Origin of the sequence: Ornithinimicrobium cryptoxanthini, from assembly GCF_023923205.1 — a bacterium.
In the GTDB taxonomy this organism is placed as follows: Bacteria; Actinomycetota; Actinomycetes; order Actinomycetales; family Dermatophilaceae; genus Ornithinicoccus; species Ornithinicoccus cryptoxanthini.
Genome location: NZ_CP099490.1, coordinates 1,482,665 through 1,501,497 on the forward strand (window position 1 = coordinate 1,482,665; position 18,833 = coordinate 1,501,497).

At 69.7% G+C, this 18,833-nt stretch carries 19 protein-coding genes; 15 read left to right on the plus strand and 4 right to left on the minus strand.

Annotated elements, in window-relative coordinates; genetic code table 11:
- The first annotated feature begins 9 nt into the window (after positions 1 to 9).
- The 4 genes from NF557_RS06870 to NF557_RS06885 all read left to right on the plus strand — a co-directional run bounded on the left by NF557_RS06870 (position 10) and on the right by NF557_RS06885 (position 3,089).
- Positions 10 to 717 carry a thymidine kinase gene (locus tag NF557_RS06870; RefSeq protein ID WP_252622952.1) on the plus strand — a complete coding sequence of 236 codons (708 nt, stop codon included), beginning with the start codon at positions 10 to 12 and terminating at the stop codon, positions 715 to 717.
- Entirely contained in the window at positions 714 to 2,189 is a 1,476-nt protein-coding gene (locus NF557_RS06875; RefSeq protein ID WP_252622954.1) for an MFS transporter, read from the plus strand. The genes NF557_RS06870 and NF557_RS06875 overlap by 4 nt, the downstream gene beginning before the upstream one ends.
- Positions 2,190 to 2,326: 137 nt before the next feature.
- On the plus strand, positions 2,327 to 2,593 hold the full coding sequence (locus tag NF557_RS06880) for a hypothetical protein (RefSeq protein ID WP_252622956.1): 267 nt from the start codon (positions 2,327 to 2,329) through the stop codon (positions 2,591 to 2,593).
- Positions 2,594 to 2,645: 52 nt separating this feature from the next.
- Positions 2,646 to 3,089 carry a hypothetical protein gene (locus NF557_RS06885; RefSeq protein ID WP_252622958.1) on the plus strand — a complete coding sequence of 148 codons (444 nt, stop codon included), beginning with the start codon at positions 2,646 to 2,648 and terminating at the stop codon, positions 3,087 to 3,089.
- Between the two features lie 28 nt (positions 3,090 to 3,117).
- On the opposite strand, the gene NF557_RS06890 is transcribed toward NF557_RS06885, so the two are convergent.
- On the minus strand, positions 3,118 to 3,507 hold the full coding sequence (locus tag NF557_RS06890) for a hypothetical protein (protein ID WP_252622960.1): 390 nt from the start codon (positions 3,505 to 3,507) through the stop codon (positions 3,118 to 3,120).
- A 60-nt stretch (positions 3,508 to 3,567) separates the two neighbouring features.
- On the minus strand, positions 3,568 to 5,076 hold the full coding sequence (gene sepH / locus NF557_RS06895; protein WP_252622962.1) for a septation protein SepH: 1,509 nt from the start codon (positions 5,074 to 5,076) through the stop codon (positions 3,568 to 3,570).
- Positions 5,077 to 5,187: 111 nt separating this feature from the next.
- Between sepH and NF557_RS06900 the strand changes: the two genes are divergently transcribed.
- From NF557_RS06900 to NF557_RS06930, 7 genes are all read left to right on the plus strand, one after another.
- Positions 5,188 to 5,862: a trimeric intracellular cation channel family protein gene (locus NF557_RS06900; RefSeq protein WP_252622964.1), complete on the plus strand. Its 675-nt coding sequence runs from the start codon at positions 5,188 to 5,190 to the stop codon at positions 5,860 to 5,862.
- Positions 5,859 to 7,103, plus strand: coding sequence for a ferrochelatase (locus NF557_RS06905; RefSeq protein WP_370584437.1), 1,245 nt, complete (start codon positions 5,859 to 5,861; stop codon positions 7,101 to 7,103). The genes NF557_RS06900 and NF557_RS06905 overlap by 4 nt, the downstream gene beginning before the upstream one ends.
- 329 nt (positions 7,104 to 7,432) lie before the next feature.
- On the plus strand, positions 7,433 to 7,732 hold the full coding sequence (locus NF557_RS06910; protein ID WP_252622966.1) for a DUF4193 domain-containing protein: 300 nt from the start codon (positions 7,433 to 7,435) through the stop codon (positions 7,730 to 7,732).
- Positions 7,733 to 7,781: 49 nt separating this feature from the next.
- Positions 7,782 to 8,276: a dUTP diphosphatase gene (gene dut / locus NF557_RS06915; RefSeq protein WP_252622968.1), complete on the plus strand. Its 495-nt coding sequence runs from the start codon at positions 7,782 to 7,784 to the stop codon at positions 8,274 to 8,276.
- Positions 8,277 to 8,282: 6 nt separating this feature from the next.
- Complete coding sequence (locus NF557_RS06920) at positions 8,283 to 9,020, plus strand: DUF3710 domain-containing protein (protein ID WP_252622970.1); 738 nt, start codon at positions 8,283 to 8,285, stop codon at positions 9,018 to 9,020.
- Positions 9,017 to 9,379, plus strand: coding sequence for an OB-fold nucleic acid binding domain-containing protein (locus NF557_RS06925; RefSeq protein WP_252622971.1), 363 nt, complete (start codon positions 9,017 to 9,019; stop codon positions 9,377 to 9,379). The genes NF557_RS06920 and NF557_RS06925 overlap by 4 nt, the downstream gene beginning before the upstream one ends.
- On the plus strand, positions 9,372 to 10,085 hold the full coding sequence (locus NF557_RS06930) for a DUF3159 domain-containing protein (RefSeq protein WP_252622973.1): 714 nt from the start codon (positions 9,372 to 9,374) through the stop codon (positions 10,083 to 10,085). The genes NF557_RS06925 and NF557_RS06930 overlap by 8 nt, the downstream gene beginning before the upstream one ends.
- Before the next feature lie 14 nt (positions 10,086 to 10,099).
- Here NF557_RS06930 and NF557_RS06935 read toward each other — a convergent pair whose 3' ends face one another.
- Both NF557_RS06935 and NF557_RS06940 read right to left on the minus strand, forming a co-directional pair.
- A complete protein-coding gene (locus NF557_RS06935) occupies positions 10,100 to 11,332 on the minus strand; it encodes a class I SAM-dependent RNA methyltransferase (RefSeq protein ID WP_252622975.1) in 1,233 nt (410 codons plus the stop codon).
- Positions 11,316 to 13,280, minus strand: coding sequence for an APC family permease (locus tag NF557_RS06940; protein ID WP_252622977.1), 1,965 nt, complete (start codon positions 13,278 to 13,280; stop codon positions 11,316 to 11,318). The genes NF557_RS06935 and NF557_RS06940 overlap by 17 nt, the downstream gene beginning before the upstream one ends.
- A gap of 148 nt (positions 13,281 to 13,428) precedes the next feature.
- Between NF557_RS06940 and NF557_RS06945 the strand changes: the two genes are divergently transcribed.
- From NF557_RS06945 to NF557_RS06960, 4 genes are all read left to right on the plus strand, one after another.
- Positions 13,429 to 14,076, plus strand: coding sequence for a potassium channel family protein (locus NF557_RS06945; RefSeq protein ID WP_252623992.1), 648 nt, complete (start codon positions 13,429 to 13,431; stop codon positions 14,074 to 14,076).
- Between the two features lie 10 nt (positions 14,077 to 14,086).
- Complete coding sequence (locus tag NF557_RS06950; RefSeq protein WP_252622979.1) at positions 14,087 to 14,785, plus strand: potassium channel family protein; 699 nt, start codon at positions 14,087 to 14,089, stop codon at positions 14,783 to 14,785.
- 109 nt (positions 14,786 to 14,894) lie between these two features.
- Complete coding sequence (gene acnA, locus NF557_RS06955) at positions 14,895 to 17,717, plus strand: aconitate hydratase (RefSeq protein WP_252622981.1); 2,823 nt, start codon at positions 14,895 to 14,897, stop codon at positions 17,715 to 17,717.
- Positions 17,718 to 17,913: 196 nt separating this feature from the next.
- Entirely contained in the window at positions 17,914 to 18,804 is an 891-nt protein-coding gene (locus tag NF557_RS06960) for a VOC family protein (protein WP_252622983.1), read from the plus strand.
- Positions 18,805 to 18,833: the final 29 nt, after the last annotated feature.

The following is an 18,833-nucleotide window of genomic DNA, read 5'->3' on the forward strand; positions in this document are numbered from 1 at the left end:
CTGCACGCCGTGGCCGAGCTTGTCTTCTTCACCGGAACGATGGATTGCGGCAAGTCGACCCTCGCGCTCCAGATGGATCACAACCACGCGACGCGTGGGCGGGCCGGGCTGATCTTCTCCAAGCACGACCGGGCCGGCCAGTCCGTGCTCTCCTCGAGGTTGGGTCTCTCGCGCGAGGCGATCGAGGTGACCGACGACCTGGAGTTCTGGGACCTCGTCGTCGACGCCGCGACCAGCGGTCGGCGGGTCGACTACCTGATCTGTGACGAGGCGCAGTTCTACACCCCTGCGCAGGTCGAGCAGCTGGCGCGGCTGGTGGACGAGATGGGCCTGGACGTCTTTGCGTTCGGCATCACCGCCGACTTCCGCACCGAGCTGTTCCCCGGGTCGCGGCGGCTGATCGAGCTCGCCGACCGCACCGAGGTGCTGCAGGTCGAGGCGCTGTGCTGGTGCGGGCGCACGGCCACCCACAACGCGCGGGTCGTCGACGGGGTCATGGTGGTGGAGGGCGCCCAGATCGTCGTGGGCGACGTTGGAGAGAGCGAGGCGGGAGAGAGCGAGGCGGGGGAGTCCAGCGCCGCTTCGGTGGTGGAGTACGAGGTGCTCTGCCGGCGCCACTACATGCGCCGGATGACCTCGCACGCGGCGCGCGCGGCGTCGCTGTCGCCGGAGGTCCTGCCGTTCGACCTCGACTTCTGCCCCGTGCCGCAGCGATGAACCGGGAGCGGGACGAGGTGGCCGAGGACCACTCGCAGGGGCGCAGCGACGAGCAGCAGCGCTGGCGCGAGCAGCATCCGCTGGAGGACGGCGCGCACTATGGCCCGATCGTCGGTCCGTCCGCGCGACCCAGGCCGTCCAAGGTGGCGCAGGCGGGCGCCGCTGTCGGCCACGGTCTCGGCAGGGGGGCCAGAGCGGTCGCGCACGGGACGAGCGCGGTCAGCCACTCGGCATACAGGGTCACGCGCCGGGCGACCCACGCCGAGGGTGCGGGGGAGACGGGACTGTCCCGGCTGATCGAGGTCCACGGCCTGCACAATGCGGGCGACGCGGTGGTCGCCATCGCCCTGGCCGGCTCGCTCTTCTTCTCTGTGCCGACCGGCGAGGCGCGCGGTCAGGTCCTGCTGTTCCTGCTGCTGACCCTGTTGCCGTTCAGCATCATCGCGCCCTTCATCGGACCGTTCCTGGACCGGTTCCGGCACGGCCGGCGGTGGGCGATCGGCACGACGATGGCGATCCGGGCCGTGCTCTGCCTCGTGCTGGCCAGCTCGCTGGACACCGCCTCGTGGTGGCAGTTCCCGATGGCGCTGGGCATCCTGGTGGCCAGCAAGGCCTACAACGTGACCCGGTCCGCGGCCACCCCGCGACTGCTGCCTCGGGGGATGACACTGGTCAAGGCCAACGGCCGGATGTCGCTGGCGGGGACCGCGGGGGCCACCCTCGCCGCGCCGCTGGCGATCGGGATCGGCTATTTCGGCTCGGACTGGACGCTGCGCCTGGGGTTTGCGGTCTTCGCGCTCGGGACCGTCCTGGCCATCATGCTGCCGCCGGCCGTCGACTCCACCAGGGGCGAGAGCGAGGTGCCCATCAGCGAGGTCGCCGGCCGCAGCAGCCGCTGGGTGCCACCTGCTGTCGTCGGCGCGCTGCGGGGCAACGTGGGGCTGCGCATGCTGTCCGGCTTCCTGACCATCTTCCTGGCGTTCCTGCTGCGGGAGTCGCCACCCACCGGCTGGACCGGCAGCAGCAGCCTCCTGCTGCTGGGCATGGTCGCCGCGGCGGCGGGGATCGGGTCGGCGATCGGCACGATGCTGGGTTCGCTGCGCACGCTGGTGCCTCCCCAGGCGCTGGTGCGGATCGCGCTGATCGTCAACGTCGTCGCGGCGGTGGCCACCGCCATCAACTTCGGGATGATCACGGTCCTGATCCTGTGCTTCCTGGTCGGCATGAACCAGCAGCTGGGCAAGCTCGCGCTCGACGCAGTCATCCAGGAGACCGTGCCCGAGCACACGCGCACCTCGGTGTTCGGCCGGTCCGAGACCCTGATCCAGCTCGCCTGGGTCGTCGGAGGTGGCCTCGCGGTCCTGCTGCCGGCCGACTCCACCATCGGGATGACGGTGATCGCGGTGGTCCTGGTCGCCTGGCTCCTCGTCGTGCTGCTGACCGGGAAGGGACGGGTCCCGCGCCGGGCCTGAGCGATCGCTCCCTCTCCCGGCAGCGGTGTCCGCGCCGGACCAACCCCGCTGACCACACCAGCGTTCGACCATTGTCACTGAGTGCGCTGGGACCCTAGGGTGGACCGGGACATGACGACACGGGATCGAGGCTGGTCATGACGGAGCAGACCCACATCACAGATCCGCATCAACCCGACGACGCCCGGCCCGAGCGGGCCCATGATCCAGGCGTCGTGAGTCCGACCGACGCGGATCCGGTCGGTGCGCAGACCCCGGGCTCACCCTCGGACCGCGTCACGTGGCTTGGCGTCGATGACCTGAACACTCCTGTCCCGTTCGAGGATGTCACCGGTCAGACGCATGCCTACCGCGGCGACCCCGATCCACCGCCGTTCGAGGCCTTCGATCTGGACTCTGACTGACTTCGTGTTGGAGCCGATGCGCACACGGCAGGGTTCGACGGAGGAGGACCGCGTGCAGATGACGTTGAGCTATGACAGGGCAGGCAGTCGCCTTCGCCAGATCGGCGACGTCCAGATCTCCTATGACAGGGCGGGCAGCCGACCCAGCCGGCTCGGGGAGCTCGACCTCGACTATGACCGGGCGGGCAGCCGTCTGCGGCACGTCGGAGGAGACCGGATCGACTACGACAAGCTAGGCAGCCGGCCGGTGCGGTTCGGAGAGTTCGACCTGGACTACGACCACCTCGGCAGCAGACTCCGCCGGGTCGGCCGCGTGGACATCGACTACGACAAGCTCGGCAACAGGGTCCGCCGGATCGGCGGCCTCACCGTCGACTACGACCGCCTGGGATCGCGCCCCCGACAACTGGTCGCTGCTGACGAGTCACCGCTTGACGTGCAGCTCGCGGTGGTGATCGCCTTCCTGGTCCTGGTCGCGTTCAAGGACGACGACTGACCGTTTGTCCTCGCTCGGAGGCGGTTGGTCAGAACAGCGTGACGAGGAACGTGACCGGGCTGATGCCGAGCATGAGCAGCAGCACACTGCCGGCCACCGTGAGGCTGAGGACCGCGGCCAGCGCCGCCACCGCGATCGGTGGCCAACCGCGAGCACGTGTCCTCCCGGCAGACCACGCCAGCGCCAGGGCCAGCACCACGTTGACGGTCACCCCGACCAACAGGGCGCTGTCGTAACGGCGGAACTCTGGGGGAAGGGCTCGTGCCTGAGGCCGCAGCACCTCGAAGATGCCATAAGTCATGCCATGCATGACGAGCAGCGCCCACGCGAGCAGCACCAGCGTGGCCGTGGTCAGGACGAGGAGCGGCAGGGTCCACCACACCGGGGCGAGCCCGCGACGAGGCCGCCGCTCACTCACTACTGGTGCCAATGCCCCTCCGAGACGACCTCGATGGTCGCGTCCAGACGCCGATGCGGGTCAGTGACCGCGGTCCTTGGCGCCAAACATGATGTCGTCCCAGCTGGGCACGCCCGGCCGCCCGTCCTTGCGTCGCGGGGCTTTCGTGGCCTCCTGATCCACTGCGGGGCCATCATCCGTCGCCCTGGTGTCGGCCGGGTCCGCGGCCGAGGCTGCAGCGCCACTGTTGACGGACTCTTCGTCGACGGACTCTTCGTCGGCGGACTCTCCGTCGTCGGACTTCGCGTCCGCCGAAGCGTCGTGGAGAGGCTCGGCGTCCGCCGAAGCGTCGTCGGGCTCGTCCTCCGGGCCATCCAGCTCGTCCTCGGGCTCCTCGTCGGAGTCATCCTCGGAGTCCTCCGCTGAGTCATCCTCCGAGTCATCCTCAGACGGTGTCGACGCCCGGTCATAGGCGACCTCGTGACCGAACAGGTCGGCCAACGTCGCCTCCTGCGGGCTCGGGTCGACCTCGTAGTCGTCGTCGAAGTCGAGCTCGATGTCATAGGTCGTGGCGGCGTCAGACGCATCCGTCTGCTCCGCCGCGGCGGTCCCGGCGGACGCTGCGTCCTGCTCCTCGACGCTGCCCTGGCCTGCTCGCTCTTGGTCCCCAGGCTCCTGGTCAGGCCCGGCACCGGCCGAGCCCTGGCGTGGTGAGTCCTGGCGTGCTGAGTCCTTGCGCGCAGCCCTCCTGCGCGCAGCACGTGCACCCGCACGTCCCGGTGACTCCCCACGAGCAGCGGGCGGCAGCCCCATGCTGTCCGGGTCGTAGGCCAGCTCCTCCAGCGGCAGCACCTGCTCGGGAGCGTCTGCCAGGGAGGGCAGCTCTGCAGGGTCGGCACTGGCCGTGGGTGACTTCTTGCGGCGACCACGCGAGCGGCTGCGCTCACGCATCGTGGTCATCAGGTCGACCTCCTCGGCCGCCCCCGCCCCACCGAAGAGCTCCTTGCCGGCCGCGCTGCCGGGCAGGGCCTGCTCGTCCTCACTCAGCCAGCGCGCCTCGTCGTCCAGCGCCTCCACCGTGCGGTCTGCCGGGTCGAACTGCCAGGCAGCAGCACGCTGCCGCTGACCGGCCACGAACGTGACCAGCACCGTCCAGGTGCCGCCCTCGGGCCGGGTCGCGTCCCACCCGGTGTTGTCAGCGTCGACGCCGCGGGCCGTGAGGCGCTCACGCACCCTGGACTCCAGCGTCGGGATCGTCCCGTCCGGCCCGCGCCCGCGCACGTGCGCCGCCCGGGCCATCCCGGCCACGTGCTCGCGCTCGGCCAGGATCGGCCCCTCGAACCGGGCGACCCGCTCAGCTGGCCACCCGGTGATCTCGGCCACCTCCGCGGGGCTTAGACCGGCCCGGATCATCGCCTGCACGTGGCGTGGCCGCAGATCGGTGGCCGGAGCGTCGACCGCAGCAGGACGGGGCCGCAGCGCAGCCCGGAGCCGCTCGTCGACCGTGAGCAGCATCTCGGTGCCGTCCGACGACGACAGGACCAGGTGCTGGCCGTCCTCGTGGACAGCGGTGAACCGCAGCTGTTGCATGCAGCCTCTTCTCGTGTGTCGACCGTTCTGACGACTGTGCCACTTCTCACCCCGTGGCACCATCAGGCCACGCCGCTGCAATGACACTCCGAGGGTTACCTTAGGCAGACCATGCTGACCGTCGACGTCAACCTCCAGGTGTTGCTGGACATCCTCGGGGTGTTCGTGTTCGCCCTTTCGGGCGGTCTCGTCGCCGTCCGCAAGGGGTTGGACCTGGTCGGTGTGGTGGTCCTGGCCTGGGTCGCCGGACTCGGCGGTGGCATCATGCGCGACGTGCTCCTCGGCGCGACACCGCCCGTGGGGATCAGCGACTGGCGGCTGCTCGCCAGCGTCGTGGTCGCCGGCGCCCTGACCTTCCTGTGGCAGCGGCGCCTGCGCAGCGCCTATCTCGGACGCGCCCGTGGCCGGATGACGCTGCTCACCCGCTCGGTGCGGACCCTGGACGCCGTCGGCCTCGCCTTCTTTGCCGTCAGCGGCTCCCTCAAGGCCCTGGACTATGACACCGGCGCGCTGGCGGCCGTGCTTCTCGGGGTGCTCACCGCCGTGGGAGGAGGCGCCCTGCGCGACGTCCTGGCCGGCCAGGTGCCCGAGGTGCTGCGTCGTGAGCTGTATGCCGTGCCCGCCCTGATCGGAGCCAGCGTCGTCGTCCTGGCCGACCGCTGGGGACATCTCAACCCAGTCGTCATCTGGGGTTCGGTCATGCTTGTCTTCGCCATCCGCATGGCCGCCGTCGCCCTCAACCTCAACGCCCCCACCGCACTACGCACGACAGGAGAAACCCAGTGAGCAACCCGATCGTCGACCCGGTCGACCCGACCCAGGGCGAAGCCGAGCCCACGACACCGCACGCAGGCACGCCGACCGGGGAGTCGGCATACGAGACAGAGACCCTGGCCGAGCTCGAGCAGGACGCGGACGAGGAGGCGAGGGGAGAGACGCAGCCCTATGACGCGGTCGTCCTGGTCTCGTTCGGCGGTCCGGAGGGTCCTGACGAGGTGATGCCGTTCCTGCGGCGCGTGACCCGCGGGCGGGGCATCCCTGACGAGCGTCTCGAGGAGGTCGCCGAGCACTACCATGCCTTCGGCGGCAAGAGCCCGATCAACGACCAGAACCGGGCCCTCCTGGCAGCCCTCACCCAGGAGTTCGCGCGCCGTGAGATCCACACGCCGCTGCTGTGGGGCAACCGCAACTCCGAGCCCTTCCTCACCGACACGCTGCGCGCGGCCGCGGGGGAGGGGATGACCCGGTTCCTGGCGATCACGACCAGCGCCTACTCGTCCTACAGCTCGTGCCGGCAGTACCGCGAGGACATCGCCGAGTCCATCGACGAGCTGACCCAGGAGGGGGTCCCGGTGCGGGTCGACAAGATCCGGCAGTACTGGAATCACCCAGGCTTTTCCTCCACCAACGCCCGGATCGTCAGCGAGGGAGCCCGCCAGCTCCGCGACCGCACGGGAGCCGTGCCCCGCCTGGTCTTCGTCACGCACTCGATCCCGGACGCGATGGACGACACCTCAGGGCCGGGGGACGGGGAGGGCAACGCCTACAGCGCCCAGCACGAGGAGCTGGCGCGCGCGATCACCGAGGAGACGCGAGCGACGCTGGGGGAGGACGTGGTCGGCGAGCTGACCTACTGCTCCCGGTCGGGTCCGCCCACGCAGCCGTGGCTGGAGCCGGACGTCAACGACCGGCTGCGCGAGCTGGCGGCCGACGGGGTGACGCACGTGGTGCTGGCGCCCATCGGGTTCGTCTCTGACCACATGGAGGTCGTCTTCGACCTCGACACCGAGGCGCAGGAGACCGCGGCCGAGGTCGGGATCGAGGTGCTGCGGGTGCCCACGGTCGGGATTGACCCGCAGTTCGTGTCCGGTCTGACGGACCTGGCCCTGGAGCGCGCCGCCGAGGCGCGTGGCGAGTCTCCCGACCGGCCCACCTGGCCCGGTGCGCAGCCGAGGCCGTCAGTCTGCGCGCCGGGTTGCTGCCCGAACCTGCGCGTCGCCAAGCCGGCGGCATGCGGGTCGGACTGACCCAGTTTTCGTAGCGGGTTTGCTGGTGCCGCCCGTCTTCTCGTAGTGGTTTTGCGTGTCCGACGGGCCAGCAAAACCACTGCGAAAAGACGTTCTCGACCAGCAAAACCACTACAAAAATTGGTGGGACCGGATCCCAGTTCGACGGAAGGGGTCCTCATGCGGCACAATCCCCGCGACACCTGCGCACGAGCTGGTGACCGCTCCGGCAGACAGTTGTCGGGCTCGGGCACAAAATCGGGGCACCCGACGTTCATACGCAGACAACACGCAGACCGCAGGGTCACGCCAGGCCCTGCGACACCAGCTCATGAGAGGAGAGGGACGTCATGGCAACTGACTACGACGCACCTCGCAAGTCCGAGGACGACATCAGTGAAGACTCTCTGGAGGAGCTGAAGGCGCGGCGGGCTAACAAGAGCTCCTCCAGCGTCGACGTCGACGAGACGGAGCACGCCGAGGGGTTTGAGCTTCCGGGTGCCGACCTGTCGGGCGAGGAGCTGTCGGTGCGGGTGCTCCCGCGCCAGGCCGACGAGTTCACCTGCTCGCGATGCTTCCTGGTCCACCACCGCAGCCAGCTCGCCAAGGAGGTCGGTGGCCTGCCGGTCTGCACCGAGTGTGCGGCCTGACCACCGATGAGGCGGGGGTGCCCGCGCTTTGCGGGTACCCTCGATCCACGTGAGCACCCAACCCGTGCCGTTGCTGCTGCGCCGGCTGGACGACACCCTTCCGGTCCCGACCCGGGCCCATCCGGGAGACGCCGGCGTTGACCTGCACGCGCGCGAGGACGTGACCCTCGCGCCTGGTCAGCGGGCGCTCGTGCCGACCGGTGTCGCGATCGCCCTACCCGACGGCTACGCCGCCTTCACCCATCCCCGCTCCGGATTGGCGACGCGGCACGGGATCACCATTCTCAACGCGCCCGGCACCATCGACGCCGGCTATCGCGGCGAGATCATGGTCAACCTGCACAATACGGACGCGGGCGAGACGTTCACGGTCCACCGCGGCGACCGGATCGCCCAGCTCATCGTGCAGCCGGTCTGCGTCGTGTCCTTCACCGAGGTGGCCGCGTTGCCGGGCAGCGCCCGCGGCGCGAGCGGGCACGGGGGCTCCGGCGGTTTCGGCGTCCCGGACCGCACCACCCAGACCATCACCACCCCAAAGGACTGACGCACAGTGGCCATCTTCGGACGCAAGAAGAACGAGATCGTCGAGCCGATCGACGAGGCCCCGGTCAAGCCGGAGGGCGAGCCGGGGGTGGACCGCGACTGGCAGCGCGAGTTCGACGGTCCCTTCGACATCGGTGAGGTCCCCGAGCTCAACGGGCGGATCGACCTGGGCGCGCTGCGCGTGCCGGCGGTGCCTGGCATGGAGATGCGCCTGGACATCGAGAAGGGGTCGAACAAGATCATCGGCCTGACCGCCACCATCCAGAGCTCGAAGCTGCAGCTGCAGGCGTTTGCCGCACCGCGCAGCGAGGGGCTGTGGGACGAGATCCGCGAGGGCCTCACCGAGGGCATCAAGGGGGCCGGCGGCTCCTCGCAGGTCGACGCCGACGGCGTGATGGGTCAGGAACTGCTGGGTCGTATGCCGGGGCAGGACCCGGCCGGTCGCGTTGCCTTCGCGCCCAACCGGTTCATCGGGGTCGACGGTCCGCGCTGGTTCCTCAGGGCCGTCATCAACGGCCCGGCCGCCACCGACGCCAAGGCGCTCGCCGTGGTGCGCGCCTTCCTGCGTGAGGTCGTGGTCGACCGCGGCACCGAGCCGCGTCCGCCCCGCGAGGTGCTGACGCTGACCGCGCCCAAGGGAGTCATCGAGGAGGCTGCGCGTCGACGCGCGGCTGCCCGGGCCGCGGCACCGGGCGCGAGCAGCGACGTCGCGCAGGGTGGCGGCGCGGCGCCGACCGGCCCATGAGCCTGCGCAAGGTCCTCGACGACCTGGCCACCCATCCCTCGCAGACCGCCGCCGAGGAGCTGGCGCGCGAGTGCGCCCGCCCCGGCTGCACCAGGATCGCTGACCTGGCACCGCGCGACGTCGTCTCGGTGACCGGCACGGTCCACAGCATCGCCGTGCTCCCACTCGAGGAGGCGCCCGAGCTGCGCATCGAGCTGTTTGACGGCACCGGCATCGTCGACGTGGTCTGGCTCGGTCGGCGTGCCATCGAAGGGATCCGGCCCGGGGCCTACCTGACCCTGACCGGTCGGGTGACGCTGGTCGACGGGCGCCGCACGATCTTCAACCCCGGCTACGAGATGCTGCCCGGTCATGGCTGAGCCGTCGCCGGAGTCCGAGGCAGCGACCGTCGCCACGGTCGAGGACGTGATCCGGCACCGGGTCTCGGAGGTGCTCGGCGGATGGTACGGCTCGCTCGAGACGGCCCTGCCCACCGTCGCCTTCGTGGTCGTCTGGCTGATCCGTTCCGAGATCCGCCCCGCCCTGCTGGCCGCGGCCGGGGTCGCGCTGGTGCTGCTGGGCATCCGGCTAACGGTCGGCGGGTCGGTCAGATATGTCCTCACCTCGATCTTCGCCACCGCCCTGGCCGCCTTCTTCGCGCTGCGTTCGGGCCGGGCCGAGGACGCGTTCCTGCCCGGCATCCTGACCTCTGCGGCGTATGCCGTGGCGACCCTGATCTCGATCCTCACCCGGTGGCCTGCGGTCGGTTTCCTGGTGGCCGCCGGGGACCCGGAGTTCGCCGAGCACCCCAGCCGGTGGCGCAGGGACAGCGCGCTGGTGCGCGTCTGCTCGCGCCTCACCTGGGTGCTGGTCGCGCTGTTCGTGGTCCGGGTGGGCATCATGGCGCCCCTCTACCTCGCCGGTGAGGTGGCCTGGCTCGGGGTGGCCAAGATCGTCCTGGGGTGGCCGCTCTATCTGCTGGCCATCGTGGTGATGGGCCTGATGCTGGCGGTGGGGCAGACCCCGTTGACCAACTCCACCAGCGCCAACGGGGTGCCCTCGACCCGGAAGAGCCCGGACTCCTAGCCCGACGGGCGAGCTCAGACCGGGTCGAGGACGGCCACCAGCTCCATGTGGTGGGTCATCGGGAAGGCGTCGAAGGCCCGCAGGTCACGCAGCCGATAGCCGTAGTTGCTGAGATAACCGACGTCCCGGGCCAGCGCCGCGGGGTCGCAGGCGACATAGCCGATCGAGCGGGGGCGCAGGCCGGCGATGTCGCGGCAGACCTGCCGGCCGGCACCGGTGCGTGGCGGGTCGAGCACGACGAGGTCGATCTCCTGCTCGGAGCGCAGGAGCCGGCGCACCGCCCGGTCCACCCGGTCACGCTGCACCCGCACCCACGGGCGCTGAGCCAGGTTGCCCCGGGCGTTGTCGGTGGCCACCCGGTCGGACTCGATGGCCAGGACCGAGCCCTCGGTCCCGACCCGGTCGGCCAGCGCGGCGGCGAAGAGCCCGACACCGGCATACAGGTCGACAGCGTGCTCACCCGCGCGAGGCTGCAGCCAGTCCAGGACCGTCGTCACAAAGGTGGTGGCGGCCCCGGGGTGCACCTGCCAGAAGCCTCTGGCCGAGACGCCGAGCTCAAGGTCACCGCCGGGCACGGCGACGCGTTCGCGCACGACGGGCGGGTCCTCGCCGGGCACCTCGACGATGACGGGGTGCCCGACCGATGGCGCCACCACGTCGACGGCGGTCGCTCCGGGATAGGTCGTGCCCAGCACCCCCGTGCCGATCACCCGACCGTCGGCGATCAGGCAGTCCTCGATCGGGACGATGTCGTGACTGCGGTGTCTGCGAAGGCCCGGCCGACCGCCCTGGTCCACCGCGAACTCGACCCGCGTGCGCCAGCCGAGGCCGTCCTGGTCGCCGGGCACCGCCTCGACCGGCACCGGGTGACCCAGGTGATCGGTGAGGTCCAGGTCGGCCAACCGGGCGAACTGCTCCACCACCACGGCCGCCTTCAGGTCCCGCTGTGCCACCAGGTCCACGTGCTGCCAGTCGCACCCACCGCACAGTCCCGGGCCGGCCCAGGGACACGGGGCCGGGACGCGTTCCGGCGCGGCCCGCAGGACGTCGACAGCGTCGGCGCGCAGGAACTTGCCGCCTGCCCCGACCTCGGTGACGACGGCGCGCACCTGCTCGCCGGGCAGCGTGTGACGCACGAACACCACCTGTCCGTGGTGACGGGCGACGCAGTGTCCGCCGTGGGCGACCGGCCCCACCTCCAGCACCAGGTGGGCGCCGACCGGGACGCTCTCAGGTGTGTTCGCCATCGCTCTCCTCTCCCTGCCACGGCACGGTCACCAGCATGACCCCCGGCGTGCGCAGCAGCTCCCGGCGGAGCCGCTCGAGCGTGCGGTCGCGGATCAGCCTGACCCACCAACCCTCGCGCGCGACATACTCCGCGACATAGACCACCACCACCTCCCGGGGCCGGTCCCCCCGGACCCGACGGACATAGTCGATGACGGGCCGGACGGCGTCGCGGTAGGGGGAGTCGAGCGCCCGCAGGATGACCGGCAGCCCGCGGGTCGTCCACTCCGCACGCAGCGCCTGCGTCTCCTCGGGCACCACGTCCACGGTGATCGCCTCCAGCGTCTGCGGCCTGGTCGCCCGGGCATAGGCGAGCGCGCGCATCACCGGCCGGTCCAGCCGCGGGATATAGACGAGGGCATGCACCCGGGACGGGACCACCTGGCTGGCGTCCACCCCTTCAGGCAGCGAGATGTCGTTGTCCATCGAGCGGTGATAGCGGTAGACCATGGTCATCCCCATCCAGATGAGGCCGATTGCGAGCAGGGACAGTCCCGCGCCGTGCAGGAAGCGGGTGAGCAGGACGACCACCAGCACCGTGACGGAGACGCTGACGCCGATCAGGTTGATCGTGCGGCTGCGGATCATGCCGACCCGTTGCCGCAGGCTCACCTCGGTGCGCAGCTGGCGGTTCCAGTGCCGCACCATGCCGGCCTGGCTGAAGCTGAAGCTGATGAAGACGCCCACGATATACATCTGGATCAGCTCGGTGACGGTGGCGCGATAGACCAGCACGAGGGCGGCCGCCGCAGCGGCGAGCAGGAGTATGCCGTTGGAGTAGGTCAGGCGTTGGCCGCGGGTGACCAGGCCGCGGGGCAGGAAGCGGTCTCGGGCCAGGCGCGAGGCCAGGACCGGGAACCCGTTGAACGCGGTGTTGGCGGCGACGAAGAGCATCACACCGGTCGTGATCGCCACGAGCAGCACACCCAAGCCCTCGGCACCGAAGACCACCTTGGACAGCTGGCCGAGCACCGGGTCCTGGACGAAGTCCGGGCCGACCGGGTCGCCCTGGTCGCGCAGCTGTTGCTGCGGGTCCACGGCCATCTGGATGCCGGTCTCCCGGGTGAGCCACAGGACCGCCATCGTGATGGTGATCGAGATGGCGGCCATGATCGCCAGGATCGAGGCGGCGTTCTGGCTCTTGGGCCGGCTCAGGGCGGGCACCCCGTTGGCCACGCCCTGCACCCCGGTCAGCGCCACCGAGCCCGAGGCGAAGGAGCGCAGCAGCAGGAAGACGAGGAAGACTCCGGTCACCTCGGAATACCCCTCGGCCGGGAGCAGCTCGTAACGCGCGCTGTCGGCGCGGCTCAGGTTGCCGGTAACCGCCTGCCCGACCCCGGTCACGATGAGGATGGCCAGCGACCCCAGGAAGGCGTAGACGGGCACCGCCAGGGCTCGGCCGGACTCGCGCACCCCGCGCAGGTTGATCAGCGTCAGGAGCGCGATCAGGCCGGCGGCGACCGGTGCCTCGTAGCCGCGCAGGAACTCCAGGGCGGCCGCCGCGTTCTGCACGCCGGCAGAGACCGACACCGCGACGGTCAGGACGTAGTCGACGATGAGCGCCGAACCGACGACGACTCCGGCCCGTGGCCCGAGGTTGACCGAAGCCACCTCGTAGTCGCCGCCCCCTCCGGGGTAGGCGTGCACCGTCTGCCGGTAGGACGCGACGATGACCAGCATCACCAGGCAGACGGCCGCCCCGACCTCCCAGGAGTAGAGGTAGACCGCGGCACCACCGGCCAGGGCGAGGGTCAGCACGATCTCGTCCACGGCATACGCCACCGAGGAGAGGGCGTCGCTGGCGAAGACCGGCATGCCCAGGCGGCGCGGCAGCAGGGTGTCGCTGAGCCGGTCGGTGCGCAGCGCGCGACCGAGGAACACCCGCTTGAGCAGGCTGCCGGACTCCATGACGGCCACTCTAGGGACGGACAGGGGTGTCGGCCGACATCTGTGCAGCGGGGAGGCGCAAAACCCCTACAAAAAGACGTGGGGCACCGTCAAAACCCCTACAAAAATTGGTGAGCGGGGTAGCGTCGGCACCGTGCACTTCGTCATCATGGGCTGCGGCCGAGTCGGGTCGACCCTGGCGCACAGCCTGGTCAAGCGTGGTCATGACGTCGCGGTGATCGACCAGGACCCTGCGGCCTTCCACCGGCTCGGGCCGGGCTTCCCCGGCCTGCGCGTGCAGGGGGTCGGCTTCGACCGCGAGGTGATGAAGGACGCCGGCGTGCCCGACGCGTTCGCCTTCGCGGCGGTGAGCAGCGGTGACAACTCCAACATCATCGCGGCCCGGGTGGCCCGTGAGACCTTCGGGGTGCAGCACGTGGTGGCCCGCATCTATGACCCGGCGCGGGCGGAGATCTACCAGCGCCTCGGCATACCGACCGTGGCCACCGTGCGGTGGGCTGCCGACCAGACCCTGCACCACCTGCTGCCCGAGGGGACGATCCCGGACTACTTCGACCCCAGCGGGGCCCTCGCCCTGTCGCGGGTGCACGTCGACAAGCGGTGGGTGGGGCGCCGGCTCTCCGAGATCGAGCGCCTTTTCGGCTGTCGGGTGGCGTTCGTGACCCGGCTGGGTGACGGGATCATCCCCACCGACGAGACCGTCTATCAGGAGGGCGACGAGCTGCACCTGGTCGCCCCGCGCGGCACCCTGCCCGAGCTCGAGCACAAGCTGGACACCGTCCAGCCACCAGACTGAGGAGGTTGCCGTGCGCGTTGCCGTCATCGGCGCGGGGAGCGTGGGCCGCTCCATCTGTCGTGAGCTGATCCTCAACGGGCACGACGTGCTCGTCATCGACCGGGACGCCACGACCCAGCGCACCTCTCGGGTGCCCTCGGCCGAGTGGATCATCGGTGATGCGTGTGAGATCAGCACGCTCACGAGCGCCCGGCTGGACACCTTTGACCACGTCGTGTGCGCCACTGGTGACGACAAGGTCAACCTGGTGGTCTCCTTCCTGGCTCGCACCGAGTTTGCCGTGCCACGCACCGTGGCCAGGGTCAACAACCCGCGCAACGAGTGGTTGTTCGACGAGTCCTGGGGGGTCGATGTCGCGGTGTCCACGCCGCGGTTGATGACGGCGCTGGTCGAGGAGGCCGTCACCGTGGGTGAGGTGGTCCAGCTCTTTGAGTTCCAGCAGGGTCGGGTGCACATGGTCGAGCTGACGCTGCCCGAGACCAGCCCGTATGCCGGCGCCCGGGTCGGCGACGTGCCGTTGCCGCCCGACACGACGCTGGTGACCATCCTGCGCGACGGGCAGGCGATCATCCCCAGCCCGGACGAGGCGATCGAGGCCGGCGACGAGATCCTGTTCCTGTGCCCGCCCGAGTCCGAGCTCCAGCTGGGCCGGACGCTGAACCCGGAGAGCAGGACACGGGCCCCACGCGAGGACGAGGACGAGGTCTGAGGGCGGGCCCCGCCATGGACGCGATCTGCCGGGTGGGGGAGACTGGCTGCTGAGGACGGTTCTGTGATAGAACTATCTTGACGTCAAGATAAATCTGAGAGGAGTCGGCGTGAGCGACACGACCAACAGTTTCGGGGCCAAGGGCACCCTCCAGGTGGGTGACGCCAGTTATGAGATCTATCGCATCACCGACCTCGACGGCGCGGCCGACCTGCCATACAGCCTCAAGGTGCTGCTCGAGAACCTGCTGCGCACCGAGGACGGCAAGAACACCACCGCCGAGCACATCAACGCGCTCGCCCAGTGGGACGAGAACGCCGAGCCGTCCACCGAGATCCAGTTCACCCCCGCCCGCGTGATCATGCAGGACTTCACCGGCGTGCCGTGCGTGGTGGACCTGGCGACCATGCGTGAGGCGATGGTCGACCTGGGCGGTGACCCGACCAAGATCAACCCGCTCGCCCCCGCCGAGCTGGTCATCGACCACTCCGTGATCATCGACGTGTTCGGCCGGGCGGACGCCTTTGAGCGCAACGTGGAGATTGAGTACGAGCGCAACGGCGAGCGCTACCAGTTCCTGCGCTGGGGCCAGACCGCCTTTGAGGACTTCAAGGTGGTCCCCCCGGGCACCGGCATCGTCCACCAGGTCAACATCGAGCACCTGGCGCGCGTGACGATGACTCGTGAGGTCGACGGTGAGCTGCTGGCCTACCCCGACACGCTCGTCGGCACCGACAGCCACACCACCATGGTCAACGGCCTGGGCGTGCTGGGCTGGGGCGTCGGCGGCATCGAGGCCGAGGCGGCCATGTTGGGCCAGCCCGTCTCCATGCTGATCCCCAAGGTCGTGGGCTTCAAGCTGTCCGGGTCGATCCCCGCCGGTGCCACCGCGACCGACGTGGTGCTCACCATCACCGAGCAGCTGCGTGAGCACGGTGTGGTCGGCAAGTTCGTGGAGTTCTATGGCGAGGGCGTCGCTCAGGTGCCGCTGGCCAACCGCGCCACGATCGGCAACATGAGCCCGGAGTTCGGCTCGACGTGCGCGATCTTCCCCATCGACGACGTCACGCTCGACTACCTGCGTCTGACGGGTCGCTCCGACGAGCAGGTCGCACTGGTCGAGGCCTATGCCAAGGAGCAGGGCATGTGGCTCGACGCGTCCCAGGAGGCTCGTTACAGCGAGCGCCTCGAGCTGGACCTGTCGACGGTCGTCCCCTCCATCGCGGGCCCGAAGCGGCCGCAGGACCGCATCGCGCTGACCGGGTCGAAGCAGCAGTTCTGGGCGGACCTGCAGAACTACGTGGTCGACGGCAACGGCATCGAGAAGAGCTCGGTGGACGAGGAGCTCAGGGACACCTTCCCGGCCTCGGACGCTCCCTCCCACGACGTGCACGAGAGCTCCGAGTCGGCCGGTCGCCCCGAGCACTCCCCGGCGGTGACCAACGGCAACAAGCGCGCGACCAACCCGGCCACCGTCTCCATCAACGGCCAGCAGGTCGAGGTCGACCACGGGCACGTCGTGATCGCCTCCATCACCAGCTGCACCAACACCTCCAACCCCTCGGTGATGATGGCCGCCGCGATGCTCGCCAAGAGCGCGGTGGAGCGCGGGCTGACCGTGCCACCGTGGGTGAAGACGTCGATGGCGCCGGGGTCGAAGGTCGTCACCGGTTACTTCGAGAAGGCCGGCATGTGGCCCTACCTGGAGAAGCTCGGCTTCCACCTGGTCGGCTACGGCTGCACCACGTGCATCGGCAACTCCGGCCCGATCATCGAGGAGGTCTCCGAGGCGGTCAACGCCCACGACCTGGCGGTGACCTCCGTGCTCTCCGGCAACCGCAACTTCGAGGGCCGGATCAACCCGGACGTCAAGATGAACTACCTGGCCTCCCCGCCGCTGGTCATCGCCTATGCGCTGGCCGGCACGATGGACTTCGACTTCGAGTCCCAGCCGCTGGGCGTCGACACCGAGGGCAACGAGGTCTTCCTCAGGGACATCTGGCCCAACCCGGATGAGGTCGAGGCCACGATCGCCACCTCGATCAGCAGCGAGATGTTCACCGAGGACTACGCCGACGTCTTCGCCGGTGACGAGCGCTGGCAGGCGCTGCCGACGCCCGACGGGGACACCTTCGAGTGGGTCGACGACTCCACCTACGTGCGCAAGCCCCCCTACTTCGACGGCATGCAGGCCGAGCCTGCCGCGCTCGAGGACGTCAGCGGCGCACGGGTGCTGGCCAAGCTGGGTGACTCGGTCACGACTGACCACATCAGCCCGGCGGGGTCGATCAAGGGCGACAGCCCGGCGGGCAGGTACCTCGCCGACCACGGCATCGAGCGCAAGAACTTCAACTCCTACGGCTCGCGTCGTGGCAACCACGAGGTGATGATCCGCGGCACCTTCGCCAACATCCGGCTGCGCAACCAGCTGCTGGACGATGTCGAGGGCGGCTTCACCCGCAACCTGCTGGACGGCTCCACCGAGCCGGTGTCCATCTATGACGCGGCGCAGGCCTATGCCGAGGCCGGGGTCCCGCTGGTCATCCTGACCGGCAAGGAGTACGGCTCCGGCTCCTCGCGTGACTGGGCTGCCAAGGGCACCCGTCTGCTGGGCGTCAAGGTCGTCATCGCCGAGTCCTATGAGCGCATCCACCGCTCAAACCTGATCGGCATGGGCGTCCTGCCGCTGGAGTACCCCTCCGGGCAGACCGCGGACTCGCTGGGCCTCGACGGCACCGAGACGTTCTCGTTCACCGGCATCACCGCGCTGAACGACGGCATCCCGGAGACGGTCCACGTCGTCGCAGAGAAGGAGGGCGGCGAGAAGGTCGAGTTCGACGCTGTGGTTCGCATCGACACCCCGGGTGAGGCGGACTACTACCGCAACGACGGCATCCTGCAGTACGTCCTGCGCTCGCTGGTCTCTGCCTGACCCTCAGCGCACGACGCGCGGCCCCGCACCAGTTCGCTGGTGCGGGGCCGGCCCATTTTCTGGGGTGGTTCGGACCGGTCATCACCGGCTCAGTCCGGGAGAAGGTCTGGACGAGGCCAGATTTCTCGGAGAGTGGGAATGGACAGGAGGGCACCTCTGTTGGAATACTTGAAACATCAACGAAAGGGATGCCCGCATGAACTCGACGCCTGAACTGCTCACCCCCAAGGACCTGCTCGCAGCCGACACGGCCATGGGAGCGGTGACGCTGGACGTCGCCGACCTCGACGTGATGACCGCCTACTATCGCGACGCGATCGCCCTGGAGGTGATCTCCAGCCAGGGGTCCTCGGTGACGCTGGGTCGCGGGACCGAGCCTGTCGTCATCCTCCGGCACAGTCCTGAGCTCAAGGCCGCCAGCCCCGGACAGGCCGGCCTCTTCCACACCGCCATCCTGTTCGAGACCCAGGAGGCGCTGGCCGCGACGGTTGCCACCGCCGGGCAGTACCCAGGCGTGCGTTTCGTCGGCTCCAGCGACCACCTGGTCAGCCAGGCCTTCTATTTTGACGACCCCGAGGGCAACGGCATCGAGCTCTACTGGGACCGCGACCGCACCCAGTGGAGCTGGACGCACGGTCAGGTGGAGATGTCCACCCTCTATCTCGACCCGAACCAGTTCCTGCGCGAGCACCTCACGGAGCAGGGTTTGGCCGACCCCACCGCGCTGGGCGGCGCCGTTGTCGGACACGTCCACCTGTCCGTGGGTGACGTGGCGACCGCGCAAGAGTTCTATGTCCACAAGCTCGGCTTCGAGACGACCGCCGCCATGGGCAACCAGGCGCTGTTCGTCAGCGCGGGCAAATATCACCACCACATGGCGATGAACGTGTGGAACTCCCGCGGCGCCGGCCCCCGCCAGCGCACTCTGGGGCTGGGCCAGGTCGACATCGTCGTCCCGACCGCCGACGAGGTCGGTGCGCTCACCGAGCGGATGAAGCACTTCGGCATGCAGACGCGCGACGACGGCCAGACGGTGTCGTTCGACGACCCGTGGGCCAACCTGATCAACGTCCGCGCCGCGAACTGACCGGGGGGCGTGGCGTCCGCGCCTGACCT

Bases quoted from the DNA above. Each gene is read 5' to 3' on its own strand.
- NF557_RS06935 (WP_252622975.1), bottom strand. From the start codon at position 11,332: ATGGCGAACACACCTGAGAGCGTCCCGGTCGGCGCCCACCTGGTGCTG.
- NF557_RS06875 (WP_252622954.1), top strand. From the start codon at position 714: ATGAACCGGGAGCGGGACGAGGTGGCCGAGGACCACTCGCAGGGGCGC.
- NF557_RS06930 (WP_252622973.1), top strand. From the start codon at position 9,372: ATGGCTGAGCCGTCGCCGGAGTCCGAGGCAGCGACCGTCGCCACGGTC.
- sepH (WP_252622962.1), bottom strand. From the start codon at position 5,076: ATGCAACAGCTGCGGTTCACCGCTGTCCACGAGGACGGCCAGCACCTG.
- NF557_RS06880 (WP_252622956.1), top strand. From the start codon at position 2,327: ATGACGGAGCAGACCCACATCACAGATCCGCATCAACCCGACGACGCC.
- NF557_RS06900 (WP_252622964.1), top strand. From the start codon at position 5,188: ATGCTGACCGTCGACGTCAACCTCCAGGTGTTGCTGGACATCCTCGGG.
- NF557_RS06940 (WP_252622977.1), bottom strand. From the start codon at position 13,280: ATGGAGTCCGGCAGCCTGCTCAAGCGGGTGTTCCTCGGTCGCGCGCTG.
- NF557_RS06910 (WP_252622966.1), top strand. From the start codon at position 7,433: ATGGCAACTGACTACGACGCACCTCGCAAGTCCGAGGACGACATCAGT.
- NF557_RS06925 (WP_252622971.1), top strand. From the start codon at position 9,017: ATGAGCCTGCGCAAGGTCCTCGACGACCTGGCCACCCATCCCTCGCAG.
- NF557_RS06945 (WP_252623992.1), top strand. From the start codon at position 13,429: ATGGGCTGCGGCCGAGTCGGGTCGACCCTGGCGCACAGCCTGGTCAAG.
- NF557_RS06960 (WP_252622983.1), top strand. From the start codon at position 17,914: ATGAACTCGACGCCTGAACTGCTCACCCCCAAGGACCTGCTCGCAGCC.